The organism is Pseudomonas sp. GLN_2, from assembly GCF_043106005.1.
GTDB classification, from domain to species: domain Bacteria; phylum Pseudomonadota; class Gammaproteobacteria; order Pseudomonadales; family Pseudomonadaceae; genus Aquipseudomonas; species Aquipseudomonas alloputida.
In genome coordinates this window covers 41,350-67,348 of record NZ_JBICMC010000028.1, presented here as the reverse complement: position 1 = coordinate 67,348, position 25,999 = coordinate 41,350, and the positions used below count along the sequence as shown (strand labels likewise).

Genomic DNA, 25,999 nt, shown 5'->3' with positions numbered 1-25,999 from the left:
TGGCCGCTTCGCGGGGTTACCCGCGAAGCCGTCGGAACAGGTCAACGGCGCAGATAATCAGCAAAATCGATATCGCCAGCACTGAGGATGGCTTGTACCCGGTTGTGCACATTGAGTTTGCGCAAGATCGCCGAAACGTGGGCCTTGACGGTGGTTTCGGCGATGTCCAGCGTGTAGGCGATCTGTTTGTTCGATTCGCCTTTGGTCATGCGCTCGAGTACCAGCAGTTGCTTGCGGGTCAGGGCCTGGAGCATTTCCGGCGGGAAGCTCGGAGCATCGTTATGGCGCCGGCTGGTACTGCTTTTTTGCGCGCGGATGATGTCTGGCGGCAGGTAGACATTGCCATTGAGGATCTGCTCGATCGCTTCGATCATCTGTGAGCGTGGCGACGACTTGGTGATGAAGCCCACGGCACCGTAGGTAATGGCCTGCAGCACGATCTGCTTTTCCTGCTCGGCCGAAACAATGACCACCGGCGTGGTCGGCGCCTCGTTGCGCAGGGTGATCAGGCCATTGAGGCCGTGCATGCCGGGCATGTTCAGGTCGAGCAGGATCAGGTCGAGGTCGTCATGCGCCTGGGTCAGGGCCAGGGCGCTTTCAAGGTCCGCGGTCTCCATGACCTCGCTGCCCTGGAAGCCATCGCTGATGACATTGTGGATGGCTTCGCGAAACAGGGGGTGATCGTCGGCAATCAGAATTTTGTACATGGCCTTTTCACCTTGTTTTTATTGGATGGAGCGGGGCACGCATACACAGGCATTTCAGGGGAACGGCACCGGTTGTGCCGGCTGCAATGGCAGGTTGGCTTGCTGCCATGCATCCAGGCCGTCGCGGTACCAATACAGGTTGTTATAGCCCAAGGCTTTCGCGCGTTTTACCGCGTTCCAGCTTAACCAGCAATCGGAGCGGCAGTAAAAGACCAGTGGTTGGTCCGGGTGCCCGGCCGTGGCTTTTTGCAGGTTACGCACGAAGTAGTCCTGCCATGCCGGGCTCAGTTCGCCGTCGCCGGCGTTGGCCAGCCACAGGCTGCCGGGGAGGTTGCTGTGTGGTTCGTCTTCGATGAAACGACCTTGCAGCCATTGGCGGCGATAGACGTCGATCAGCACCGGCCTGGGCGCCTGGCCCAGCAGGCTTTGCAAAGTGGCGGTGTCGACGACCTGGCCGCCTTCGACCTGTTGCGGGGTCGGGCTGCGGTAGTGCGTGGTGCGATAGCCGTCGGCGGAGAACAGCGGCGCCGTGTCAGCCTGGGCGATGCCTAACGTCAGGCTCAGCGAAAGTACCGCCAGCAAAGGGCGTGGCAGCCGGGGCAGGGCACGTGGCATGGAGGTTTTTCCTTTTTGTTATGGACTCATTACATGCCAGTGGCGGTCCTTTGTGAATGCGACGATAGACAGTAAATGCAGTACTAAAGTAGTAGAGGGCCGGGCGCCTGAAGGCAGGGAGACGCCCAAGGTGTGGGAGCGGGCTTGTGTCGCGAAAGGGCCGCAAAGCGGCCCTCGGATTTCAGCACTGTACATAGATTGCCGGGGCTGCTGCGCAGCCCTTTCGCGACACAAGGCCGCTCGCACACGTTCAGTGACAGGTCTTCAATCAGTGCAGTATCTGCGCCAGGAATGCCTTGGCGCGCTCGGTGCGCGGCTGGTTGAAGAACACCTGCGGCGGGCTGTCCTCGATGATCTGCCCACCCTCAAGGAACAGCACCCGCTCGGCGACCTGCCGGGCAAAGCCCATTTCATGGGTGACGCACAGCATGGTCATGCCCGTGCCCGCCAACTGCACCAGCACGTCCAGCACCTCGGCGACCATTTCCGGGTCCAGCGCCGAAGTGGGCTCGTCGAACAGCATGATCCGCGGTTTCATGCACAGCGCCCGGGCGATTGCCACGCGCTGCTGCTGGCCGCCGGACAGCTGGCTGGGGTACTTGTGCGCCTGGCTTTCGATGCCGACCTTGCTCAGGTACATGCGTGCCCGCTCCTCGGCGTCCTTGCGTGACAGCCCGCGCACGCTGGTGGGGGCCAGCAGGCAGTTGTCGAGCACGCTCATGTGCGGGAACAGGTTGAAGTGCTGGAACACCATGCCGATGTCGCTGCGTACCTGTGCGGCCTCGCGCGTGGTGGCCGCCAGGTCGATGCCGTCCACCTGGATGCTGCCCTGCTGGGCGACTTCCAGGCGGTTGATGCAACGGATCAGGGTCGACTTGCCCGAGCCGGACGGCCCGCACAGCACGATGCGTTCGCCTTCGCGCACCTGCAGGTCGATGTCACGCAGCACGTGGAACGCGCCATAGTGCTTGTTCAGGCCTTCGATGCGTATCAGCACCGAACGCGGGTCGGGTTCGGGGGCAAGGGTGGCAAGGCTCAGTGGTGCGGTCATCTTGTTGTTCTCCCGCGTGGGTTCAGTCGAAACGGGTCGCGCTGTAAGGCGCGGGGTCGGTGAAGGGGGGCTCGCCAGTGAGCAGCTCGGCCAGCAGCCGGCCGCAGACCGGGCCCAGCGTGAGGCCGTGATGGGCATGGCCGAAGTTGAACCACAGCCCTGGGTGGCGCGGCGCCGGCCCGATCACCGGGCGCATGTCGGGCAGGCAGGGGCGGCGGCCCAGCCATGGCGTGTCGTCCAGACGATCGCCGAGGGCCGGGAACAGCTTGCGCGCCAAGGCCTCGCAGCGGCCCAGCTGAATCTGATTGCCAGGCGCGCTGGCTGCGTCGAACTCGATGCCGGTGGTCAGGCGCACGCCGCGCGCCATCGGCGCCAGTACATAGCCGCCTTGGGTGTCGCAGATCGAGTGCTCCAGCTGAGCGCCGTCACGGGTGCTGTAGTGCATGTGGTAGCCCCGCTTGATGGCCAGCGGGATCTGGTAGCCCAGGCCGCTGAACAGGTCGGCTGACTGAGGCCCAAGGCAGGCCACCACCTCGTCGGCAGTGATCGGGCCACGCTGGCTCTCTACCCGCCATTGGCCATTGGCCTGGCGCAGGCTGCGCGCATCGCCATGCACGAACTGCCCGCCGCGCTGCAGGAACAGCGCCGCATAGCCACGGGTGAGCGCGCCGGGGTTGTTCACGGTTTTCGGGTCGAGCCAGTGGATGCCACCGACCACGGTGGCGTCCAGCTGATGTTCACGGGCCTGCAGCTGCCCGCATTCAAGGATTTCGAACCGCAAGCCGTAGCGGCTCAGGCCCTTGGCATCGGTTTTTGCCTGCTCGAACAGCGCGGGGTCGCGGAACACTTCGATCCAGCCTTTGGCTTGCACCAGGCCCTCCAGGCCGGCGGCAGCGATCAGCGCGTCGTGCTCGTCGACACAGCGCTGCACCAGCGGCAACATATCGGCGGCGGCGCCGGCCAGGCGCCCGGGTGCCGACTGGCGCCAGTAACGCCACAGCCACGGTGCGGCCTTGGGCAGGTGCGCCAGGCTGTAGCGCACATCGGGCTGGCGGTTCAGGCCGTAGCGCAGCAGTGCGCTCAGTTGCCGCGGGAAGGCATAGGGGATGACACTGGAGCGCTCGATCAGCCCGGCGTTACCGTGGCTGGTGCCGCTGCCCGGTTCGTCGCGGTCGATCAGAATTACCTGGCGCCCGCGTGCCTGTAGGTGCAGCGCGGTGCTGACGCCGACGATGCCGGCGCCGAGGACAAGGGTCTGGCAATGCATGAAACGTATCCTTCGGTCAGTTCAGGTGGCGGCCCAGGCGAGCTTCCAGGTGTTTCAGCAGGCGCCGCACCAGTTCGACGATCACCAGGTAGAGCACGGCGGCCCACAGGTAGATCTGGAAGTCGAAACTGCGCGAGAAGGCCAGTTTGGTCACGCCCATCAGGTCGTAGATCGTCACCAGCGAGGCGATCGCGCTGGCCTTGATCATCAGGATCAGTTCGTTGCCCAACGGGCCAATGGCTACCAGCAGCGACTGCGGCAATATCACCTTGAAGAACGTGGTCGAGCGCTTCAGGTTCAGCGCCCGCGCCGCTTCATGCTGGCCAGGCGCAACCGCCATCAGGCTGCCGCGGAAGATCTCGGCCTGGTAGGCGGCAGTGTTCAGGGTGAACGCCAGCAAGGTGCAAAACCACGCATCCCGGAAGAACCACCACAGGCCGACGTCCTGCCAGAAGCCCTTGAGCGAGCCCAGGCCGTAGTACAGCAGGAACAATTGCGCCAGCAGCGGCGAGCCGCGGAAGAAGTACACGTAGCCAGCTGCCATGCGCTGCAGTACCAGGCTGCGAGACAGGCGGGCAAGGGCCAGCAGAAGGCCGAGCACAGCACCCAGGCTGAAGGAAATCGCCACCAGCTTGGCGGTTACCAGCAGGCCGTCGATGAAGCGCGGGCCGTAGCGTTCCAGCAGGTCGGGGTCAAGCACCATTGCCAGCAGTTGATCGAAGCTCATGCGCGTGCTCCTTGCAGGTGGCGGTTGCTGCGCCGTTCGATGTAGGCGAACACGCGCCCGGACAGTGCCGCGAACAGCAGGTAGCCCAGGCAGGCGACGCCGTAGAAGAACATCGGCTCCTTGGTTACGCTGACCGCCAGGTTGGTCTGGCGCATCAGGTCTACCAGCGAGATGGTCGACACCAGCGAGGTGTCCTTGAGCAGCGACAGCCAGTTGTTGGACAAGCCGGGCAGGGCGATGCGGGTCAGTTGTGGCAGCAGCACCTTGAAGAAGCCGGTGCGCTTGCTAAGCCCAAGCGCCGAGCAGGCTTCCAACTGGCCTTTGGGCAGGGTCTTGAAGGCAGCCAGCCAGATCTCGCTGGAAAACGCGGCGAACACCAGGCTGAAGGCGATCATCGCGGCGAGGAAGGTGTTGATGAGGAACTCACCTTGGTAGCCCATGGCGGCGAGGATCTTCTGCGCGGCGATCTGGCAGCCGTAATAGATGATCAGCAAGGTCAGCAGCTCGGGGAGGCCGCGGAAGACGGTGGAAAAAGTGGTGGCCCAGGCCCGTGGCAGGCGTTTGCGTGAGCGCGCCGCCAGCGCGACCACCAGGCCCAGTGGCAGGCCGATGGGCAGGCAGGCCAAGGCCAGGGAAACGGTAACCAGCGCGCCGGCCAGCAACGCCTGGCCCCAGCCTCCGCTGGCGAAAGACAGCAAGGACAATTGATCGAGCATGACGAACCTCTTGGGCGGGTTATGCGGCCTTGTGGGAGCGGCCTTGCGTCGCGACAGGGCTGCGTAGCGGCCCCAGGGTTCATGCAACTGCAGAGATTGCCGGGGCCGCTACGCGGCCCTGTCGCGACGCAAGGCCGCTCCCACAAGGTGGTCGCACAACTTCCTGAAGATCAGTTGTAGATATCGAAAGCAAAGTACTTGCTGGCGATCTTCTGGTAGGTGCCGTTGGCCACGATCTGTTGCAGCGCGGTATTCAGGCGCTGGCGCAGGGCTTCGTCGTCCTTGCGCACAGCGATCGCGGCATCGGCCTTGGTGTCGGCCACGTCGCCAAGGATCTTGCAGCAATCCCCGCCGTTCTTGTTCATCCACTCGTGCAGCGGGAATTTGTCGGCAATCACGCCATCCAGGCGGCCGGCCGCCAGGTCTGCGTTGGCTTCGTCCATGGTCGGGTACAGTTTCACGTCGGCACCGGCCTTGCCGTACACGTCTTCGGCGTAGATGGCCTGGGTAGAGGAAGACTGCGCACCGACGGTGTAGCCGACAAAGTCGGTCTGGGCGCTGTCGATCTTGCTGTCCTTGGCAACCGCCACGGTCAGGGGCGTGCGGTAGTAGTGGTCGGTGAACGCGATCTTCTTGCGTCGCTCTTCGGTGTCGATCATCGATGCCACCACCGCGTCATACTTGCGCGCCATCAGGGCGGGGATGATGCCTTCCCAGTCCTGCGCCACCAGCGTGCATTCGACTTTCATCTGTTCGCACAGGGCGTGGGTGATGTCGACATCGAAGCCGTGCAGCTTGTTATCGGCGTCTACATAGTTGAAGGGCGGGTAGGCACCCTCGGTGGCGAACCGCAGGGTTTCAGCGCTGGCGGCACCCGCCAGCAGCAGCGCGCACGCACCCAGCAAGGCCATGGACTTGTTCATCTCGCACCTCATTGCACTCTTGCTATTGTTGTTTGCCCGTCGACCACGAGGTGTAGCCGACGAATTCGTTATGTAGAGCGGCAGTTGCTTCCAAGCGTTTTTCAACATCCGGTCCGAGCTTCTTGCAGACCTCGTTGACCATCAGATGCACCCACGACAGCATCGTCGAGGTGGATTCCCAGAACAGGTTGAATTCGGTGGGGATGCGGAACACCTCGTCGGCATTGGCATCCGCCCAGTCACAGAAGGTGTCGGTCACCAGGGTGACCGCAATGCCAGCCTCGCGCGCTTTTTGGCACAGCATCAGGGCATGGCGGGAATAACGGCGCGCCTCGAACACCACCAGGGCGCTGTCTTCGGCGCGGCCCAGCAGCACTTCGCCGAAGTGCCCGGCGCTGATGTCCACCAGTTGCACGCCATCGCGCAGGTATTGCAGCAGGTGGCTCATGCACATGGCGATGCCGCGCTCGGTCTGGAAGCCGGCGATGAACACCCGCGGCTTGCTCGCCAGGCGTTGCGCCACGTTGTGCCAGGCGGGGCTCTGGCGGTATTCGTGTACGCGCACCAGGGCGGCGATTTCCAGCTCCAGGCTGCCGGCGTTGTCGCTGGCGTCCTGGTTCTGGCGGTAATCTTGCAGACGATCGCCTACCAGCCACGGGCCATCGCCCAGATCGTTCTGCAGGTCTTGCTTAAGCGCCTTGAGGTGGGCATAACCCAGTGAGCGACAGTAGCGCCCGACGCTGGATTCGCTGACGCCCAGCTTGGCGGCAATGCTGGCCGAGGTCTGGAACGGCAGTTCGTGCAGGTTGGCAAGCATGTAGGTGGCGATCTTGCGACCCGAGGCAGCGGCCCCTTCGAGGCTGTTTTCCAGGCGTTGCTTGATCAGTTGGCTCATGCTGCGGCTCCAGGGTGAGGCTTGGGAAGAAAATGAATGTTTTCTGTCATCAAGTCAACATTTGACAGATTGCTGTCACATGAAGGAAAGTTTTTGTCGTTGCAACGCTGTAGCCATTCCAAAATCAACAAGGAGCTTCAGATGTCCGCACCTTCCACCAGCACCGTTGTGCGCATGCCTTTTACCGAGCTGCAAAGCCTGTTGCAGGCGATTTTCCAGCGTCATGGGTGCAGCGAGGCCGTGGCCCGGGTGCTGGCCCACAACTGCGCCAGCGCCCAGCGTGATGGCGCCCATAGCCATGGGGTGTTCCGCATGCCCGGTTATGTCTCGACCTTGGCCAGCGGCTGGGTCGATGGCCAGGCCACGCCACAGGTGAGCGACGTGGCCGCCGGCTATGTGCGTGTCGATGCTGCGGGTGGTTTTGCCCAGCCGGCACTGGCGGCCGCCCGTGAGCTGTTGGTGGCGAAGGCGCGCAGCGCAGGCATTGCCGTGCTGGCGATCCACAACTCGCACCACTTCGCCGCGCTATGGCCGGATGTCGAGCCGTTCGCCGAAGAGGGCCTGGTAGCCCTCAGCGTGGTCAACAGCATGACCTGCGTGGTGCCGCATGGTGCACGCAAGCCGCTGTTCGGTACCAACCCCATCGCTTTTGCTGCGCCTTGCGCCGAGCATGACCCGATCGTTTTCGACATGGCCACCAGTGCCATGGCCCATGGCGATGTGCAGATTGCCGCGCGTGCCGGCCAGCCATTGCCGGAGGGCATGGGGGTGGATGCCGATGGCCAGCCGACCACCGACCCGAAGGCGATTCTGGAAGGCGGGGCCTTGCTGCCATTCGGCGGGCACAAGGGCTCGGCGTTGTCGATGATGGTCGAGCTGCTGGCGGCGGCGCTGACCGGCGGTCATTTCTCCTGGGAGTTCGATTGGTCCGGGCATCCGGGCGCGAAAACGCCGTGGACCGGGCAGTTGATCATCGTTATCGACCCGGGCAAGGCCGAAGGCCAGCGCTTTGCCCAGCGCAGCCGCGAGCTGGTGGAGCACATGCAGGCGGTGGGGCTGACGCGCATGCCGGGCGAGCGGCGCTACCGTGAGCGTGAGGTGGCCGAGGAGGAGGGGGTGGCGGTGACCGAGCAGGAGTTGCAAGGCCTGAAGGAGCTGCTTGGCTGATCCCCTTCGCGGGTTTACCCGCGAAGAATCCAGCCCTCATCCCCGGTCATGCAATGTTGCATAGACAACCTTGCACAATAGTGGATGTTCCTGAGCCCGCTCTGCGGGTATGCTCAGGGCTGACTTTCCGTATCGTCCTGATCCAAGGAGCTGCACGCTGTGTTCAAACATGTCGATGCCTATGCCGGCGACCCGATCCTCTCGTTGATGGAAACCTTCAAGGCCGACCCGCGCGCCGACAAGGTCAACCTGAGTATTGGCCTGTACTACGATGAGGCCGGCGTGGTGCCGCAACTGGCGGCGGTGGATGCGGTGGAAAAACGCATTGCCGGTCAGGACCACGAAGCCTCCCTGTACCTGCCGATGGAAGGCCTGGCCAGCTACCGCCAAGCCATCCAGGCGCTGCTGTTCGGTGCTGATCACCCGGCCGTGACCGGCGGCCGGGTGGCCACCGTACAGACCGTGGGTGGCTCCGGCGCCCTGAAGGTCGGTGCCGACTTCCTCAAGCGCTACTTCCCGCAGTCCGAAGTCTGGGTCAGCAACCCGACCTGGGACAACCACCGCGCCATCTTCGAAGGTGCAGGCTTCAAGGTGCACACCTACCCGTACTTCGACCAGGCCACCCGTGGCGTGGACTTCGACGGCATGCTGGCCACCTTGCAGAGCCTGCCGGCCAACAGCGTGGTGCTGCTGCACCCGTGCTGCCACAACCCTACCGGTGCCGATCTGCAGCAGCACCAGTGGCAACAAGTGGTCGAAGTGGTCAAGGCGCGCCAGCTGATCCCGTTCCTCGACATCGCTTATCAAGGCTTCGCCGAAGGCTTGGTGGAAGATGCCTACGCCATCCGCGAAATGGCCCGTGCGGGCGTTCCGTGCCTGGTGAGCAACTCCTTCTCGAAAATCTTCTCGCTGTATGGCGAGCGGGTGGGCGGCCTGTCGGTGGTGTGCGATGACGAGGCCACTGCCCAGAGCGTGCTTGGCCAGCTGAAGGCCACCGTGCGCCGCAACTACTCCAGCCCGCCCAACTTCGGCGCCCAGCTGGTTGCTGGCGTACTGAGCGATGCTGGCCTGAATGCCCAGTGGGCCGAAGAAGTCGAAGTGATGCGCAAGCGTATCCTCGACATGCGCCAGGCGTTGGTCGATGCCCTGGCCGTGCTGCTGCCGGGCCAGGACTTCCAGTTCTTCCTGCGCCAGCGCGGCATGTTCAGCTACACCGGCTTCAGCGTCGAGCAGGTCCGTCGCCTGCGTGACGAGTTCGGCGTGTACCTGATCGACAGCGGCCGTGTGTGCATGTCCGGCCTGCGCCCGGCCAACCTGCAACGGGTTGCCGAAGCGTTCGCTGCCGTTCAGAAGTAACTCGCCAAGGGGTCAGCCACGGCCCCTCCTGTGGGGCGCGGTTGGACTTTGTGGGAGCGGCCTTGCGTCGCGAAAGGGGGGCGGAGCGCCCCCACGATTGTAGCTTTGCCGCTGACATTGCTGGGGCCGCTTTGCGGCCCTTTCGCGACGCAAGGCCGCACACAGGCCGCTCCCACAGGCGGCCCCCAGAGGCTGCCCCACAGGCCCCCAGGCCGCTACATTCCATTGATCGACACCAGCAATGCCGTCCACTTGTAAAGACAAGTGCAACCGCTCCTCGGAAAAGGGCTTCGCAAGTGCAACCTTTCCGTGCACAATCGCGCCCCTCTTTTCCGGTTGAGTTGGGCGAAACGTCTATTTCGCCATTCTCAGCCTGTTGCAGTCTTGCGAGTGGAGCTTCACCCGGAATGAATGAGCAGGCCCCAAGCGTTGAACAACGCTTTGCAGAATCGACCCCCGCCGCCCTCGGCACTTGGGCGCGTCACGACACCACCTGGATGCTGGGCCTGTTCGGCACAGCCATCGGCGCCGGGACACTGTTCCTGCCGATCAACGCCGGCCTTGGCGGCTTCTGGCCGCTGTTGATCCTGGCCGTGCTGGCCTTCCCGATGACCTATTTCGCCCATCGCGGGCTGACCCGTTTCGTCCTTTCCGGGCGCGATGGCAGCGACATCACCGAAGTGGTCAAGGAGCATTTCGGCATCACCGCCGGTGCCTCGATCACCGTGCTGTACTTCTTCGCCATCTTCCCGATCCTGCTTATCTACAGCGTGGCGCTGACCAACACCGTGTCCAGCTTCATGGAACACCAGCTGCACATGCAGCCGCCGCCTCGGGCAATCCTGTCATTCGTGCTGATCCTCGGCCTGCTGGCCATCGTGCGCTGCGGGGAGCAGGCCACGGTCAAGGTCATGAGCCTGCTGGTCTACCCGTTCATCGTTGCGCTGGCGTTGCTGGGCCTGTACCTGGTGCCGCACTGGACCGGTGGCATTCTCGACAGCGCCACAGAGGTGCCGCCGGCCTCGGCCTTCCTGCACACCCTGTGGTTGGCCATTCCGGTAATGGTGTTCTCGTTCAACCATTCGCCGATCATTTCGGCCTTTGCCGTCGACCAGAAGCGCCGTTACGGCGCGCACGCCGACGAGCGCAGCGGCCAGATCCTGCGTCGTGCCCACCTGCTGATGGTGGTGATGGTGCTGTTCTTCGTGTTCAGCTGCGTGCTCACCCTGAGCAGCGCCCAGCTGGCCGAAGCCAAGGCGCAGAACCTGTCGATCCTGTCGTACCTGGCCAACCACTTCAGCAACCCGACCATCGCGTTCGCTGCGCCGTTGATCGCCTTCGTGGCCATCGCCAAGTCGTTCCTCGGCCACTATATCGGTGCCAGCGAAGGCCTGAAGGGCATCATCGCCAAGACCGGTGCGCGCCCAGGCGCCAAGGCCCTGGACCGCGTGGTTGCCGCGCTGATGCTGGTGGTGTGCTGGATCGTCGCCACCCTCAACCCGAGCATTCTCGGCATGATCGAGTCGCTCGGCGGCCCGATTCTCGCGGTGCTGCTGTTCCTGATGCCGATGTACGCCATTCGCCGAGTGCCATCGATGCGCAAGTACAGCGGTGCGGCCTCCAACGTGTTCGTCGTTGTGGTCGGCCTGGTTGCGCTGACTTCGGTGGTGTACGGCCTTGTAAGCTGATTCACCCGTTTCATTCAAGAATGCCCGGGTCGCTTGTCGCCACCCGGGCATTTTTTTGCCTGATCAAGGGTTCAGCAGCGTTGCATTCCATCGTCCTTTGTGCATGCAAGCAGCCACCCTCCGCACAGGCTGGCCACCACGAACAGCACGCCCAAGCCCGCCGTTAGCGCGCTTTCTAAGCCTGCGACCAGAGTGCTCGTCAAACCGGCGCCGGCGAACAGCAATGTCGTATTGAGCGACGCTGCCGCACCTGCCTGATGTGGATAGCGCGCCAAAGCCTGGGTCGTTGCGGCGGGGCGTACCAGGGTTGTCCCGGTGGTACAGACAATCATCGGCAGTAGAACACCCAGCACAGATAAACCCGCTACCCATTCCCACATCAAAAGGGTGATGCCCGCCGTACTTATAAGCAGCAAGCCTGCTTTTATTTGAGCTTGCGGGCTTACGCGACTGTTCAGGTAGGTCGCAGCCATGCCGCCGACGATGTATGCCAACCCATAGCCGATAAAGACCAGAGAGAATTGATAGGCCGTCAGCTCCAGCCTGCCCATCAGCAGCAAGGGCGCTATGACGATAAAGGAAAAATGGCAGGCAAAGGCGAGGCTGGACAGTATGGAATGCGCGAGATAGTTGGAGTCTCGCAGCATCACCCGATAACTGGACATGCTTGGCGCCCGGTCATGCGCCGCAGGTGTGTCATGAAGCAGCACACACGATAACAGTGCAACGATTGCAGCGATGATCACGAATACCGTAAAGCTTGCCTTCCAGCCAAAGGACTGTTGAAGAAAAGCACCTGCCAGCGGTGACAGGGAGATGAACAACCCGCTCGCGCTTGTTAACAGGATGCGCATGGCATTGCGTTGTGTACCGCTGTAGAGGTCCTGCACAAGCGCCTGGCCTAGCACGAGGCTGCCGCAACCCAGGGCCTGCACCAAGCGAAAGGCCATGAACGTTTCATAATGAGTTGAAAATACGCAACCGAGCGCCCCCACAATGGATACGCTCAACCCAGCGAGCAACAAACGCTTGCGCCCGATGCCATCCGACAGTGGGCCGATCACGATTTGCGCCATGGCCACACCCACAGCAAAAAAGCTCACTGAGTACGCAATCTGTTTTGTGTCGACCCGAAACTCATCTGAGAGCGCAGGGAATGATGGGAGGATTACGTCCAGAGGAAACACACCCAGCAGACATAACAAAATCAGCAGCGTCGAGCACAGGTGGCGCCGAAGCGAACCAGCGGGGCGGTTCATGCCATTAACTCCTCGATTGGAATTGCAAGAAATAGCTTTCGTCATCCAGTAAACCAGTACGCAAGAGATGTACAAGTTGAGCTTGATAGCGAAACTTCCGATTGAGGTGTAGGAATTGTAGGGGGAGGTCGGGATGGGCGTTCGGCAACGGTGAGGCCACTGGCCGTAACCGCGGCTATCGGCATTTTTGTCCACAAAAATCGTCCGGCAATGGAACAATTTCACCTGCCCCCATAGGCACCCGGCTGCCTTCATGCTTAACTCAGTGTCCTTTTCAAACCCCGCATAAGGATTTCGTCATGGCTCAAGTGACTCTCAAAGGCAACCCGGTCCAGGTCAACGGCAACCTGCCACAGGCCGGCGCCCAGGCTCCGGCTTTCTCCCTGGTAGGTGAAGGCCTGGCTGACAAGTCGCTGAAAGACTACGCCGGCAAGCGCAAGGTGCTGAATATCTTCCCAAGCGTCGATACCCCGACCTGCGCCACCTCGGTGCGCAAGTTCAACGCCCAGGCCAACGACGTTGCCAACACCGTGGTGCTGTGCATCTCGGCTGACCTGCCGTTCGCCCAGGCACGTTTCTGCGGCGCCGAAGGGCTGGACAATGTGAAGAACCTGTCGACCCTGCGTGGCCGCGAGTTCCTCGAGAACTACGGCGTAGCCATCGCCGACGGCCCGCTGGCCGGCCTGGCCGCCCGCGCCGTGGTGGTGCTGGACGAGAACGACAAGGTGCTGCACAGCGAACTGGTTGGCGAAATTGCTGACGAGCCAAACTACGACGCGGCGCTGGCTGTACTGAAGTAAGGATTGCGTGGGGCAGGGCGGGCGTCTGTAGCCTGTGATGGCCGCTTCGCGGGTAAACCCGCTCCTACAACGTGCGGCACAGGTTTCAAAGGCTGTGACATCCCCGTAGGAGCGGGTTCACCCGCGAAAGGGCCAGACCAGGCAACCGAACCTTCAGGCCCGTCACCGCTCCAAGCAACACCCTGTAACGGCCCGGAACACGTTCCGGGCCGTTTTCATTTAAAATTCCGCCGCTTGGCAACGTCAGGCAAAGGTAAACCTCTGGTAAAGGCCCTTTGCTAAAACGATGGCAGTGCTTATCGTTCATCCTCCCCAAGTCGTCATTCCGAACAAGGTTCGTTCAACCCATGCAAGCGTCCAATTCCCGTTCCCTTCGTCGCTGGCTCGTCGGCCTGCTGATCCTGCTGCTGGTGGCTGCACTGGCCTGGTGGCTGTGGCCCGCAGCGACGCCTGCGCATAAAGAAGCCAGTGGCGGGCGCGGTGGCAAGGGCATGGGCATGATCGGCGGCCGCCCAGGTTTTGGCGGCTCCAGCGACCCAGTGCCGGTACGCGTCGTGCCGGTGCGGACAGGCGACTTCCCCCTCTACTACAAAGCCTTGGGCACGGTCACCGCGACCAACACGGTCAATGTGCGCAGCCGCGTGGCTGGCGAACTGGTGAACATCCACTTCAAGGAAGGCCAGCGCGTCAAGGCTGGCGACCTGCTGGCCGAAATCGACCCGCGCCCTTATCGCATCGCCCTGCAGCAGGCCGAAGGCACCTTGGCGCAGAACCAGGCACAGTTGAAGAACGCTCAGGTCGACCTGGCCCGCTATAAAGGCCTGTACGCTGAAGACAGCATCGCCAAGCAAACACTGGACACCGCCGAAGCCCAGGTTGCGCAGTTCCAGGGGCTGGTCAAGACCAATCAGGCACAGGTCAACGACGCCCGCCTGAACCTCGATTTCACCCAGATCCGTGCGCCGATCAGTGGCCGTGTGGGCCTGCGCCAGCTCGATCTGGGCAACCTGGTGGCCGCCAACGACACCACCGCGCTGGTGGTCATCACCCAAACCGAGCCGATCAACGTCGCCTTCACCCTGCCGGAAACCGAACTGAGCACTGTGCTGGAGCGCTACCGCAGTGGCGCCACCCTGCCGGTCGAGGCCTGGGACCGCAGTGACAGCAAGCTGCAGTCCACCGGTGTGCTGGGCAGCATCGACAACCAGATCGACACCACCACCGGCACGCTGAAGTTCAAAGGCCGCTTCGAGAACAAGGACCTGGCCCTGTTCCCCAACCAGTTCGTCAACGTGCGCTTGCTGGCCGACACCCTCAAGCAGGTGGTCATGGCCCCGGCGGCGGCCATCCAGTTTGGCAACGATGGCACCTTTGCCTATGTGGTCAACGAGAAGAGCACCGTCAATGTCCGCAAGCTCAAGGTGGGCGCCAGCGATGGCGAGAACAGCGTCATTCTCGACGGCTTGAAGGCCGGCGATCGCCTGGTGCTGGAAGGCACCGACCGCCTGCGCGAAGGCACCCAGGTGGAAGTGGTCGAAGACAGCTCGCAAGTGCCGACCACCCCGGGCCAGCACCTGCAAGGGCAGGAAACCAAGGGCGCGGCGCAAACAGATGAAGCACAACCTGGCAACGCAGCAGGCAAGGCGGGCGCATGAACCTCTCGCGCCTGTTCATCCTGCGCCCGGTCGCCACCACGCTGAGCATGCTGGCCATCGTGCTGGCAGGCCTGATCGCCTACAAGTTGCTGCCGGTTTCCGCCTTGCCGCAGGTGGATTACCCGACCATTCGCGTCATGACCCTGTACCCCGGCGCCAGCCCGCAGGTGATGACCAGCGCTGTCACCGCGCCACTGGAGCGCCAGTTCGGCCAGATGCCGGGTCTGGAACAGATGGCCTCGACCAGTTCTGGCGGCGCGTCGGTGCTGACCTTGCGTTTCAACCTCGACATGAACATGGACGTTGCCGAGCAACAGGTGCAGGCCGCGATCAACGCCGCCAGCAACCTGTTGCCCAGTGACCTGCCGGCACCGCCGGTGTACAACAAGGTCAACCCGGCCGACACCCCGGTGCTGACCCTGGCCATCTCCAGCAAGACCATGCCGCTGCCCAAGCTCAACGACCTGGTCGATACCCGCGTGGCGCAAAAGCTTGCGCAAATCAGCGGCGTGGGCATGGTCAGCATTGCCGGTGGCCAGCGCCAGGCGGTACGCATCAAGGTCAACGTCGACGCCCTGGCGGCCAATGGCTTGAATCTGGATGACGTGCGCACGCTGATCGGTGCCTCCAACGTCAACCAGCCCAAAGGCAACTTCGACGGCCCGACGCGGGTGTCGATGCTTGATGCCAACGACCAGCTGCGCTCTCCCGAGGAATACGCCAACCTGATCCTGGCCTACAACAACGGTGCGCCGCTGCGCCTGAAAGATGTGGCCGAAATCGTCGACGGCGCCGAGAACGAGCGGTTGGCCGCCTGGGCGAACGAGAACCATGCTGTGCTGCTGAACATCCAGCGTCAGCCAGGCGCCAACGTGATCGAAGTGGTCGACCGCATCAAGGGCCTGCTGCCGTCGATCACCGACAACCTGCCGGCCGGCCTCGATGTATCGGTGCTGACCGACCGCACCCAGACCATTCGTGCCGCGGTCAAGGACGTGCAGCACGAACTGCTGATCGCCATCGTTCTGGTGGTGATGGTCACCTTCGTTTTCCTGCGCCGCTTCAGCGCCACCCTCATTCCGTCGATTGCCGTGCCACTGTCGCTGATCGGGACGTTCGGGGTCATGTACCTGGCCGGGTTCTCGGTCAACAACCTGACACTCATGGCCCTGACCATCGCCACCGGCTTTGTGGTCGATGATGCCATCGTCATGCTGGAGAACATCTCCCGGCATATCGAAGAGGGCGAGACGCCCATGCAGGCGGCGCTCAAGGGTGCCAGGCAGATTGGCTTCACCCTGATTTCGCTGACCTTCTCGCTGATTGCGGTCCTGATCCCGTTGCTGTTCATGGCGGACGTGGTCGGTCGCCTGTTCCGCGAGTTCGCCATCACGCTGGCAGTGGCCATTCTGATTTCCCTGGTGGTGTCCCTGACCCTGACGCCGATGATGTGCGCGCGTCTGCTCAAGCGCGAGCCCAAGGAAGAAGAACAAGGCCGCTTCTACCGTGCCAGTGGCGCCTGGATCGACTGGCTGATCAAGCACTACGGCAGTGCCCTGCAGTGGGTGCTCAAGCATCAGCCGCTGACCTTGCTGGTGGCGGTGGCCAGCCTGGTGCTCACGGTGTTCCTGTACATGGTCGTGCCCAAGGGCTTCTTCCCGGTGCAGGACACCGGGGTGATCCAGGGTATTTCCGAAGCGCCGCAGTCCACCTCGTTCGCCGCCATGAGCGAACGTCAGCAGGCCCTGAGCAAGGTCATCCTGCAAGACCCGGCCGTGCAAAGCCTGTCGTCCTACATTGGCGTAGACGGTGACAACGCCACGCTCAACAGTGGTCGCCTGCTGATCAACCTCAAGCCCCACGGCGAGCGCGATGTCAGCGCCAGCGAAGTGATCAGCCGCCTGCAGCCGCAGGTCGACCGGCTGGTGGGCATCCGCCTGTTCATGCAGCCGGTGCAAGACCTGAGCATCGAGGACCGGGTCAGCCGGACCCAGTACCAGTTCAGCCTGTCGTCGCCGGACGCCGACCTGCTGGCGCAGTGGAGTGGCAAGCTGGTGCAGGCGCTGCAGCAGCGCCCGGAACTGGCCGATGTGGCCAGCGACCTGCAGGACAAGGGCCTGCAGGTGTACCTGGTCATCGACCGTGACATGGCCAGCCGCCTGGGGATCAGCGTGTCGCAGATCACCAATGCCCTGTACGACGCCTTCGGCCAGCGGCAGATCTCGACCATCTACACTCAGGCCAGCCAGTACCGCGTGGTGTTGCAGTCCAAGGACGCCGCAACGATCGGCCCGCAGGCGCTGGAGTCGATCCACGTCAAGGCCACCGATGGCGGCCAGGTGCGCCTTTCGGCGCTGGCGCGGATCGAGCAGCGTCAAGCCCAGCTGGCTATTTCCCACATCGGCCAGTTCCCGGCAGTGACCTTGTCGTTCAACCTGGCTCACGGCGCGTCGCTGGGCGAAGCCGTGCAGGTGATCGAGCAGGTGCAGCAGGCCATCGGCATGCCGCTGGGTGTGCAAACCCGCTTCCAGGGTGCGGCCGAGGCCTTCCAGGCATCGTTGTCGAGCACCTTGCTGCTGATTCTGGCGGCGGTGGTGACCATGTACATCGTGCTGGGGGTGCTGTACGAAAGCTACATCCATCCGATCACCATCCTCTCGACCCTGCCGTCAGCGGCGGTCGGCGCCTTGCTGGCCTTGCTCATCAGCGGTAACGACCTGGGCATGATCGCCATCATCGGCATCATCCTGCTGATCGGTATCGTCAAGAAGAACGCGATCATGATGATCGACTTCGCCCTGGAGGCCGAGCGCCATCAGGGCATGAGCCCGCGCGATGCCATCTACCAGGCGGCGCTGCTGCGCTTCCGGCCGATCCTGATGACCACCCTGGCCGCGCTGTTTGGTGCGGTGCCGCTGATGCTTGCCACCGGTTCCGGTGCCGAGCTGCGCCAGCCACTGGGCCTGGTGATGGTCGGCGGGTTGCTGGTCAGCCAGGTGCTGACGCTGTTCACCACGCCGGTCATCTACCTGTACTTCGATCGCCTGGCCCGCCGCCTGCGCCCGGCCACTGACGTGAAGCAGGCCCAGGCATGAACCTGTCCGGGCCTTTCATCCGTCGCCCGGTGGCGACCATGTTGTTGAGCCTGGCGATCATGCTGCTGGGTGGGGTCAGCTTTGGCTTGCTACCGGTGGCGCCACTGCCGCAAATGGACTTCCCGGTGATCGTGGTGTCAGCGAACCTCTCTGGTGCCAGCCCCGAGGTCATGGCGTCCACCGTGGCCACACCGCTGGAGCGCAAGCTGGGCAGCATCGCCGGCGTCACCACGCTCACCAGCAGCTCCAACCAGGGGTCGACACGGGTAATCATCGGCTTCGAAATGGGCCGTGACATCGATGGCGCAGCCCGTGAGGTGCAAGCGGCGATCAACGCTACCCGCAACCTGTTGCCCAGTGGCATGCGTAGCATGCCCACCTACAAGAAGATCAACCCGTCGCAGGCGCCGATCATGGTGCTTTCGCTGACCTCGGATGTGTTGCAGAAAGGCCAGCTGTATGACCTGGCCGACACCATCCTTTCACAGAGCCTGGCTCAGGTGTCGGGGGTAGGGGAGGTGCAGATCGGTGGCAGTTCGCTGCCGGCCGTGCGCATTGCCGTCGAGCCGCAACTGCTCAACCAGTACAACCTGTCGCTGGACGAAGTGCGCACCGCAGTATCCAACGCCAACCAGCGCCGGCCCATGGGCTTTGTCGAAGACGCCGAGCGCAACTGGCAGGTGCGGGCCAACGACCAGCTGGAAAGCGCCAAGGATTACGAGCCGGTGGTGATTCGCCAACAGAACGGCACCATTCTGCGCCTGTCTGACGTGGCGACCGTCACCGACGGCGTTGAAAACCGTTACAACAGCGGCTTCTTCAACGACCAGGCAGCGGTGCTGCTGGTGGTCAACCGCCAGACCGGCGCCAACATCATCGAAACGGTCGACCAGATCAAGGCGCAGCTTCCGGCACTGCAGTCGTTGCTGCCAGCCAGCGTGCAACTGAACGTGGCCATGGACCGCTCGCCCGTGATCAAGGCCACCCTCAAAGAGGCCGAGCACACCCTGCTGATCGCCGTGGTGCTGGTGATCCTGGTGGTCTACCTGTTCCTCGGCAGCCTGCGCGCCTCGCTGATCCCCAGCCTGGCGGTGCCGGTATCGCTGGTGGGTACGTTCGCGGTCATGTACGTGTGCGGTTTCTCGCTCAACAACCTGTCGCTGATGGCGCTGATCCTTGCCACCGGGCTGGTGGTGGACGATGCCATCGTGGTGCTGGAAAACATCTCCAGGCACATCGAGAACGGCCAGCCGCCGATGAAGGCGGCCTTCCTGGGCGCCAAGGAAGTGGGCTTCACCTTGCTGTCGATGAACGTGTCGCTGGTGGCGGTGTTCGTCTCCATCCTGTTCATGGGCGGCATCGTGCGCAACCTGTTCCAGGAGTTTTCCATCACCCTGGCGGCGGCGATCATTGTCTCGCTGGTAGTGTCGCTCACCCTTACACCGATGCTCTGCGCCCGCTGGCTCAAGCCGCAACAGGCCGAGCAGACACGCCTGCAGCGCTGGAGCGACAAGCTGCATCAGCGCATGGTTGCTGCTTATGACCGCAGCCTGGGCTGGGCCTTGCGCCACAAGCGCCTGACCCTGCTCAGCCTGCTGGCCACCATCGGCATCAACATCGCCCTGTATGTGGTGGTGCCCAAGACGCTGATGCCCCAGCAGGATACCGGCCAGTTGATGGGCTTCATCCGTGGGGACGACGGCCTGTCGTTCACGGTGATGCAGCCGAAGATGGAGATCTACCGCCGCGCCTTGCTGGCCGACCCGGCAGTCCAGAGTGTCGCCGGTTTCATCGGTGGCAACAGCGGTACCAACAACGCCTTTGTGCTGGTGCGCCTGAAACCGATCAGCGAGCGCAAGATCGATGCGCAGAAGGTGATCGAGCGCCTGCGCAAGGAACTGCCCAAAGTGCCCGGCGGGCGCCTGTTCCTGATGGCCGACCAGGACCTGCAACTGGGTGGCGGTGGGCGTGACCAGACCTCTTCTCAGTACCTGTATACCCTGCAAAGCGGCGACCTGGCGGCGTTGCGCGAATGGTTCCCCAAGGTGGTCGCGGCGCTGCGTGCACTGCCTGAGCTGACCGCCATCGACGCCCGCGATGGTGCCGGTACCCAGCAGGTGACGCTGGTGGTCGACCGTGACCAGGCCAAGCGCCTGGGCATCGACATGGACATGGTCACCGCAGTACTGAACAACGCCTACAGCCAGCGGCAGATCTCCACCATCTATGACAGCCTCAACCAGTACCAGGTGGTACTGGAGATCAACCCCAAATACGCCTGGGACCCGAGCACGCTGGAGCAAGTGCAGGTGATCACCGCCGACGGCGCCCGGGTGCCGCTGTCGACCATCGCCCACTACGAGAACAGCCTGGCCAACGACCGGGTCAGCCACGAAGGCCAGTTCGCTTCGGAAGACATCGCCTTCGACGTCGCCGAGGGCTACAGCCCCGACCAGGCCATGGCGGCACTGGAGCGCGCGGTGGCCAAACTGGGCCTGCCCGAGGAGGTGATTGCCAAGCTCGGCGGCACTGCCGATGCCTTTGCCCAGACCCAGCAGGGCCAGCCATTCATGATCCTTGGCGCACTGCTGCTGGTGTACCTGGTGCTGGGTATTCTGTATGAAAGCTACATTCACCCGCTGACCATTCTCTCGACACTGCCTTCGGCGGGCGTCGGTGCCTTGCTGGCGCTGTACGTCACCGGTGGCGAGTTCAGCCTGATCTCGTTGCTGGGGCTGTTCCTGTTGATCGGGGTGGTGAAAAAGAATGCCATCCTGATGATCGACCTGGCCTTGCAGCTGGAGCGCCATCAGGGCTTTTCGCCGGAAGAGTCGATCCGCCGGGCCTGCCTGCTGCGCCTGCGGCCGATCCTGATGACCACCCTGGCAGCGATCCTTGGCGCATTGCCGTTGCTGCTGAGCCAGGCTGAAGGCGCAGAAATGCGTCAGCCGCTGGGCCTGACCATCATCGGTGGCCTGGTGTTCAGCCAGATCCTCACCCTTTATACGACGCCGGTGGTTTACCTGTACCTGGACCGCCTGCGCCACCGTTTCAACCGTTGGCGCGGCGTGCGCACCGACGCCGCCCTGGAAACCCCGCTATGACTTTTGCCCAGACCCCACTTCACCGTGCCCTGCAGGCACTGACCCGTGGCCGTGGCTCGCGCCTGCTTGGTGCCGGGTTGTGCGTGGCCTTGCTCAGTGCCTGTACCCTGAGCCCGGACTACCACCGCCCCGAGCTGAACAGCCCGGCGGCGCAGTTCAAGCACGCCGAAGGTTGGACCCAGGCCTCGCCGTCCGACGCCATCGCCCGTGGCGCCTGGTGGGAAATCTACGGTGATGCCGGGCTCAACGCGCTGGTCGAAGAGCTTAACCGCAGCAACCAGACCGTGGCGCAATCAGAAGCCCAGTACCGCCAGGCCCAGGCGCTGGTGCGCAGCAGCCGTGCGGCGCTGTTCCCCAGCCTGGACCTGAGCGCCAGCAAGAACCGTTCGGCGCAGGGCACCGGCAGCTCCAGTTCCAGCCTGTCCAATAACAGCAGCGGCATTCGCAACACCTACAACGCGCAGTTGGGCGTGAGCTGGGAGATCGACCTGTGGGGCAAGCTGCGCGAAACCCTGAATGCCAACGAGGCCAGTGCCGAAGCGAGTTTCGCCGACCTTGCGTCGATCCGCTTGAGCCAACAGTCGGAGCTGGTGCAGAACTACCTGCAATTGCGGGTGATCGATGAGCAGAAGCGCTTGCTGGAAGCCACCGTGGCGGCTTATGAGCGCTCGCTGCGAATGAACGAAAACCAGTACCGCGCCGGTGTCGCCGGCCCGGATGCCGTGGCCCAGGCCCGTACGCAGCTCAAAAGCACCCAGGCTGACCTGATTGACCTGATCTGGCAGCGTGCGCAATTCGAAAATGCCATCGCCGTGCTGCTGGGCAAGACGCCTGCCGACTTCGCCCTGGCCGACAGCAAAACGATTCCCGCGTTGCCGCAAATACCGGTTTCGCTGCCTTCGCAACTGCTGGAGCGGCGCCCGGACATCGCTGCAGCCGAACGCAACGTGATGGCGGCCAACGCCAACATCGGGGTGTCGCGGGCAGCCTACTTCCCGGACCTCAGCCTGAGCATGAGTGGTGGTTATTCCAGCAGCAGCTTCAGCAACTGGATCGAGCTGCCCAACCGCTACTGGTCGGTAGGCCCGCAGCTGGCGCTGACCCTGTTCGACGCCGGCAAACGCAGCGCCGAGGTCGACCGCACGGTGGCCGTGTATGACCAGACGGTGGCGCAGTACCGCCAGACCGTGCTGGACGGCTTCAAGGAAGTGGAAAACCTGCTGGTTCAACTGAAGGTGTATGGCGATGAAGCCGTGGTGCGCCAAGAGGCGCTTGATGCCGCCCGTGAGTCGTTGCGCCTGACCGAGAACCAGTACCGTGCCGGGCTGATCGGCTATCTGGATGTGGTCAACGTGCAAACCACGGCGCTGAGCAACGAGCGCAGTGTGCTGAACCTGCTGCAAGGTCGCCTGGTGGCCAGTGTGCAACTGGTGGCTGCGTTGGGCGGCGGCTGGGATGCAGAGCAGGCGTTTGCCGAGCAGAATTGACCAAACGCAGAGGGGGTGGGCTGGGGTTATTGGATCCATTCTCATTCGCAAAAACCCCGTGCGTTTTGCTTAAGCTTGAGTACAATCGTCAGCTTTTGCCGGGCCCCCTGTCCCGGCGCTGGAACTCTCAATGCTGACCGGTAGCTACTCCTCTTCGCTGGTGTTGATTTCGCTGTGCGTGGCGATCCTGGCATCCTATACCGCCCTTGACCTGACCGGCCGCATCGCCACGGCCAAGGGCCGCGCTGCCTGCCTGTGGATGGGCGGCGGTGCGTTGGCCATGGGCATCGGCGTGTGGTCGATGCACTTCATTGGCATGCTTGCCTTCAGCTTGCCCATCGACTTGGGGTACGACCTGGCCCTGACCGCGTTTTCGCTGCTGATCGCTGTGCTGTCCTCGGGCTTTGCCTTGTGGCTGGTCAGCCAGCCGAGCCTGCCAGCGCCGCAGTTGGGGTTTGGCGCGCTGATCATGGGCGCCGGTATCGCCTGCATGCACTACACCGGCATGGCTGCCCTGCGCATGCTGCCGGGCATCGATTACGACCCGACGTTGTTCGGCGCTTCGCTGCTGATTGCCGTAGGCGCCTCGGCGGCGGCATTGTGGATTGCCTTCCGCCTGCGCAGACACACCCCCTACGTACGGCAGATCCGCGGCCTGGCGGCGGTGGTCATGGGCGTTGCCATCGTGGGCATGCATTACACCGGCATGGCAGCGGCGAACTTCCCCGAGGGCAGCTTCTGCGGCGCGCTGGGGGGCGGGTTGCAGGGGGACAGCCTGGTTTACCTGGTGCTGATCACCACGCTGGCAGTACTGGCAGTGGCTTTGCTGACTTCGGTGCTGGACGCGCGTCTCGAGGCGCGTACTGCCGAGTTGGCCCGTTCGCTGACCTTGGCCAACCAGGAACTGACCCAACTGGCCTTGCACGACACCCTCACCGATCTGCCCAACCGTACCCTGCTGGCGGACCGCATCGAACAGGCCATTGCCAAAGTGGCGGAGCAGGGCGGTTGTTTTGCCCTGATGTTCATTGATCTGGACGGCTTCAAACCCGTCAACGATGCCTTTGGCCATCATATCGGTGACCTTCTGCTCAAAGCGGTGGCGGCCCGCCTGCGCGGCCACCTGCACAGCCAGGACACGCTGGCACGGATTGGCGGCGACGAATTCGTGCTGCTGGTGGAACTGCAGGAGCCGAACGATGCCATGGACGTGGCGGTCAAGCAGGTCAACCTGGTGTCCCGACCTTTCCGCGTGGCCGAGCACGACCTGCAACTGTCGGCGAGCCTGGGCATCGTTCTGTACCCGGGCAATGGCCAGGACCAGCATGAGCTGCTGCGTAACGCCGACGCTGCCATGTACCATGCCAAGAGCGCCGGCAAGAACGGTTACAGCTTCTTCGATGTGTCGATGAACAGCAACGCGCGCCAGCAGTTGCAGCTGCTGCAGGACCTGCGCCTGGCGCTGGAGCAGCGCCAGTTCCGCTTGCATTATCAGCCCAAGTTCGACGCCCAGGCCTGCCAGCCGATCGGTGCCGAAGCGTTGCTGCGCTGGGAGCACCCGCAGCAGGGCCTGCTGCTGCCTGACCGCTTCATCGGCCTGGCAGAAAAGACCGGCCTGATCATCCCCATTGGTGAGTGGGTACTCACTGAGGCCTGCCGTCAGATGCGTCAGTGGCTGGACCAGGGGCACCATGGCTGGCGCATGGCGGTGAACCTGTCGGCCATCCAGTTCTGCCATGCCGGTCTGGTCGACAGCGTGGCCCGCGCCCTGCAGCAGAACGGCTTGCCAGCCAACTGCCTGACACTGGAAATTACCGAAACCACCGCCATGCACGATGCCGATGCCAGCCTGACCGTGCTGCAGCGCCTGTCCGACATGGGCGTGGACTTGTCCATTGATGACTTTGGTACGGGCTATTCCAGCCTGATGTACCTCAAGCGCCTGCCAGCCAACGAGCTGAAAATCGACCGCGGCTTCGTACGCGACCTGGAGCAGGACAGTGACGATGCAGCGATTGTTTCGGCAATCGTCGCACTGGGCCAGGCGTTGGGCCTGCGTATCGTTGCCGAGGGGGTTGAAACCGACAAACAGCAGGACTTCCTGACCCGTCTGGGGTGTGATTCGTTGCAGGGCTACCTGCTGGGCCAGCCTGTGCCGGCCGAGCAGTTCATGAGCAAATTGCAGGCCATGGGCCCGGAACTCACTGCTGCAGGCTAGGCGCTGTATGAAAAGCCTTGATACTCGGTGAGGCTGCGTTGAAAACAGAGCCTAGACTGCATCGCGCAAGGTAAAGGCGGGTATGAAGGCGTCCATTTCCGCCTCGACGGCCTCGATGATGCGCTCTACATCGGCGGCGGCCATGATCGCTGCACAGGGGATGCCCGCAATCGCCAGCAGGGTTTCACCGCTGGCGCGGTCGAACAGCCGCGCAACCATGCTGCGTGGCGCATCCATGCTGGCCTCGAAACCCAACGGATGGAAATGCCAGCGCATCACCTGGCAGGCGTTGGGGAACGTCATCTTGTTCATGCCAGCCTCCTTGTCCGTACCTGGACATGATGAGCGGGTGGCCACATCGATGCGGCCGCCGGGAAATTAAAGATAGCACCTGCTACGCGCGATTTTCGCTTGCAAGTACGACAAATGTGCGAATGCTTGACACTGGTCACACCCTTGTCATGGGCGCAGTGTGACGACTGGCTGCATGGCAAACGTTTTCCCGGCCGCAAGGTGCCAGGTAACCATCGGGTTTGGTGACTTTCGCGGACGTTCGACGCGCAGGTTTTTCAGACGAGCGGCTTGGTTAACCCAGCAACCCGGCGGCGATGTTGATAGTGAACCCCAGAATCGCCGTATTGAACACGAAGCCCACCAACGAATGCGCCAGCACCACCCGCCGCAACCCACGCCCGGCGACGCCCACGTCCGAGGTTTGCACCGCCACGCTGATGGTGAACGAGAAGTAGTGGAAGTCCCAGTAATCCGGGTTGCGCTCGCCATCAGCGAAGCGCAGTGGGGGTTCGTGGTTTTGCCCGGTGTAGAACAGGCGGGCGTAGTGCAGGGTGAATATGCAGCCGATCAGCAGCCAGGAACCGGCGACGGTCAGGCCGGTGTAGAGATAGTGCACGGCCAGGGCCGTGCCTTGCAGGCCGCGGCTGGAGACCAGTTGCAGGGTGACCGCGGCAAGGCTGGCGATGGCGGCGATGCACACGGTCAGCAGGACCAGGCCTGCGTTCTCGTCTTCGACGCCGGCGACTTTGCGGACCTTTTCCGGGCTGGCTGTCCAGCTCAGGTAGAGCACCAGCAGCAGGTACAGCCACACCCCCAGGTTCCAGCCAGCGAGGATGTGCTGCACGGTATCACCGGCGGGGATCAGCCAGGCGCCAGCGAGGCCGACTGCAGCGGCGAGGCTCAGGCGGGGGTGTGTGCGGGTCAGGCGATGGAAAGCCATGGGGCCTCATTCACAAGGGGTATGGCTTGTACTCT

The 25,999-nt window shown here is 63.1% G+C and carries 20 protein-coding genes; 9 read left to right on the top strand and 11 right to left on the bottom strand.

Annotated features, from left to right (window positions below; all coding sequences use genetic code 11):
• Window positions 1–41: 41 nt before the first annotated feature.
• The 8 genes from ACF8Q6_RS08030 to ACF8Q6_RS07995 form a co-directional block, all read right to left on the bottom strand.
• Entirely contained in the window at window positions 42–707 is a 666-nt protein-coding gene (locus ACF8Q6_RS08030) for a response regulator transcription factor (protein ID WP_003254108.1), read from the bottom strand.
• A 54-nt stretch (window positions 708–761) separates the two neighbouring features.
• Window positions 762–1,322 (bottom strand): PQQ-dependent catabolism-associated CXXCW motif protein, encoded by a 561-nt coding sequence (locus ACF8Q6_RS08025; RefSeq protein WP_392494020.1) that lies wholly within the window; start codon window positions 1,320–1,322, stop codon window positions 762–764.
• 268 nt (window positions 1,323–1,590) lie between these two features.
• A complete protein-coding gene (locus ACF8Q6_RS08020; protein ID WP_003247711.1) occupies window positions 1,591–2,373 on the bottom strand; it encodes an amino acid ABC transporter ATP-binding protein in 783 nt (260 codons plus the stop codon).
• A gap of 22 nt (window positions 2,374–2,395) precedes the next feature.
• On the bottom strand, window positions 2,396–3,640 hold the full coding sequence (locus ACF8Q6_RS08015; protein ID WP_274144548.1) for an FAD-binding oxidoreductase: 1,245 nt from the start codon (window positions 3,638–3,640) through the stop codon (window positions 2,396–2,398).
• 16 nt (window positions 3,641–3,656) lie between these two features.
• Window positions 3,657–4,367 carry an ABC transporter permease gene (locus ACF8Q6_RS08010; RefSeq protein WP_003247716.1) on the bottom strand — a complete coding sequence of 237 codons (711 nt, stop codon included), beginning with the start codon at window positions 4,365–4,367 and terminating at the stop codon, window positions 3,657–3,659.
• Window positions 4,364–5,083 carry an ABC transporter permease gene (locus ACF8Q6_RS08005; protein WP_003247720.1) on the bottom strand — a complete coding sequence of 240 codons (720 nt, stop codon included), beginning with the start codon at window positions 5,081–5,083 and terminating at the stop codon, window positions 4,364–4,366. The genes ACF8Q6_RS08010 and ACF8Q6_RS08005 overlap by 4 nt, the downstream gene beginning before the upstream one ends.
• A 170-nt stretch (window positions 5,084–5,253) precedes the next feature.
• The gene (locus ACF8Q6_RS08000; RefSeq protein ID WP_012052077.1) at window positions 5,254–6,006 is read right to left on the bottom strand and encodes a transporter substrate-binding domain-containing protein; all 753 of its coding nucleotides are present in this window, start codon (window positions 6,004–6,006) and stop codon (window positions 5,254–5,256) included.
• Window positions 6,007–6,028: 22 nt separating this feature from the next.
• A complete protein-coding gene (locus tag ACF8Q6_RS07995) occupies window positions 6,029–6,901 on the bottom strand; it encodes a MurR/RpiR family transcriptional regulator (RefSeq protein ID WP_012052078.1) in 873 nt (290 codons plus the stop codon).
• 141 nt (window positions 6,902–7,042) lie between these two features.
• Between ACF8Q6_RS07995 and ACF8Q6_RS07990 the strand changes: the two genes are divergently transcribed.
• The 3 genes from ACF8Q6_RS07990 to ACF8Q6_RS07980 all read left to right on the top strand — a co-directional run bounded on the left by ACF8Q6_RS07990 (window position 7,043) and on the right by ACF8Q6_RS07980 (window position 11,112).
• Complete coding sequence (locus ACF8Q6_RS07990; protein WP_392490110.1) at window positions 7,043–8,068, top strand: Ldh family oxidoreductase; 1,026 nt, start codon at window positions 7,043–7,045, stop codon at window positions 8,066–8,068.
• Window positions 8,069–8,227: 159 nt separating this feature from the next.
• Window positions 8,228–9,424 carry an aromatic amino acid transaminase gene (locus ACF8Q6_RS07985; RefSeq protein WP_003247729.1) on the top strand — a complete coding sequence of 399 codons (1,197 nt, stop codon included), beginning with the start codon at window positions 8,228–8,230 and terminating at the stop codon, window positions 9,422–9,424.
• A 407-nt stretch (window positions 9,425–9,831) separates the two neighbouring features.
• On the top strand, window positions 9,832–11,112 hold the full coding sequence (locus ACF8Q6_RS07980) for a serine/threonine transporter (protein ID WP_003247731.1): 1,281 nt from the start codon (window positions 9,832–9,834) through the stop codon (window positions 11,110–11,112).
• 71 nt (window positions 11,113–11,183) lie between these two features.
• On the opposite strand, the gene ACF8Q6_RS07975 is transcribed toward ACF8Q6_RS07980, so the two are convergent.
• Window positions 11,184–12,371: a Bcr/CflA family efflux MFS transporter gene (locus tag ACF8Q6_RS07975; protein WP_392489757.1), complete on the bottom strand. Its 1,188-nt coding sequence runs from the start codon at window positions 12,369–12,371 to the stop codon at window positions 11,184–11,186.
• 299 nt (window positions 12,372–12,670) lie between these two features.
• Between ACF8Q6_RS07975 and tpx the strand changes: the two genes are divergently transcribed.
• From tpx to ACF8Q6_RS07945, 6 genes are all read left to right on the top strand, one after another.
• Window positions 12,671–13,171 carry a thiol peroxidase gene (tpx, locus tag ACF8Q6_RS07970; RefSeq protein WP_012052082.1) on the top strand — a complete coding sequence of 167 codons (501 nt, stop codon included), beginning with the start codon at window positions 12,671–12,673 and terminating at the stop codon, window positions 13,169–13,171.
• Between the two features lie 347 nt (window positions 13,172–13,518).
• Window positions 13,519–14,826, top strand: a complete 1,308-nt coding sequence (locus tag ACF8Q6_RS07965) for an MdtA/MuxA family multidrug efflux RND transporter periplasmic adaptor subunit (RefSeq protein ID WP_392489756.1) — start codon at window positions 13,519–13,521, stop codon at window positions 14,824–14,826.
• Complete coding sequence (locus tag ACF8Q6_RS07960; RefSeq protein WP_392489755.1) at window positions 14,823–17,921, top strand: MdtB/MuxB family multidrug efflux RND transporter permease subunit; 3,099 nt, start codon at window positions 14,823–14,825, stop codon at window positions 17,919–17,921. The genes ACF8Q6_RS07965 and ACF8Q6_RS07960 overlap by 4 nt, the downstream gene beginning before the upstream one ends.
• Window positions 17,918–21,025, top strand: coding sequence for an efflux RND transporter permease subunit (locus ACF8Q6_RS07955; protein ID WP_392489754.1), 3,108 nt, complete (start codon window positions 17,918–17,920; stop codon window positions 21,023–21,025). Before ACF8Q6_RS07960 ends, ACF8Q6_RS07955 begins: the two co-directional genes overlap by 4 nt.
• Entirely contained in the window at window positions 21,022–22,512 is a 1,491-nt protein-coding gene (locus tag ACF8Q6_RS07950; RefSeq protein ID WP_392489753.1) for an efflux transporter outer membrane subunit, read from the top strand. Before ACF8Q6_RS07955 ends, ACF8Q6_RS07950 begins: the two co-directional genes overlap by 4 nt.
• Window positions 22,513–22,642: 130 nt before the next feature.
• Complete coding sequence (locus ACF8Q6_RS07945; protein WP_182375098.1) at window positions 22,643–24,730, top strand: bifunctional diguanylate cyclase/phosphodiesterase; 2,088 nt, start codon at window positions 22,643–22,645, stop codon at window positions 24,728–24,730.
• Between the two features lie 51 nt (window positions 24,731–24,781).
• On the opposite strand, the gene ACF8Q6_RS07940 is transcribed toward ACF8Q6_RS07945, so the two are convergent.
• Together ACF8Q6_RS07940 and ACF8Q6_RS07935 are read right to left on the bottom strand one after the other, a co-directional pair.
• Entirely contained in the window at window positions 24,782–25,042 is a 261-nt protein-coding gene (locus ACF8Q6_RS07940; RefSeq protein WP_003247746.1) for a DUF1652 domain-containing protein, read from the bottom strand.
• Window positions 25,043–25,316: 274 nt separating this feature from the next.
• A complete protein-coding gene (locus tag ACF8Q6_RS07935; RefSeq protein WP_003247748.1) occupies window positions 25,317–25,964 on the bottom strand; it encodes a DUF1345 domain-containing protein in 648 nt (215 codons plus the stop codon).
• Window positions 25,965–25,999: the final 35 nt, after the last annotated feature.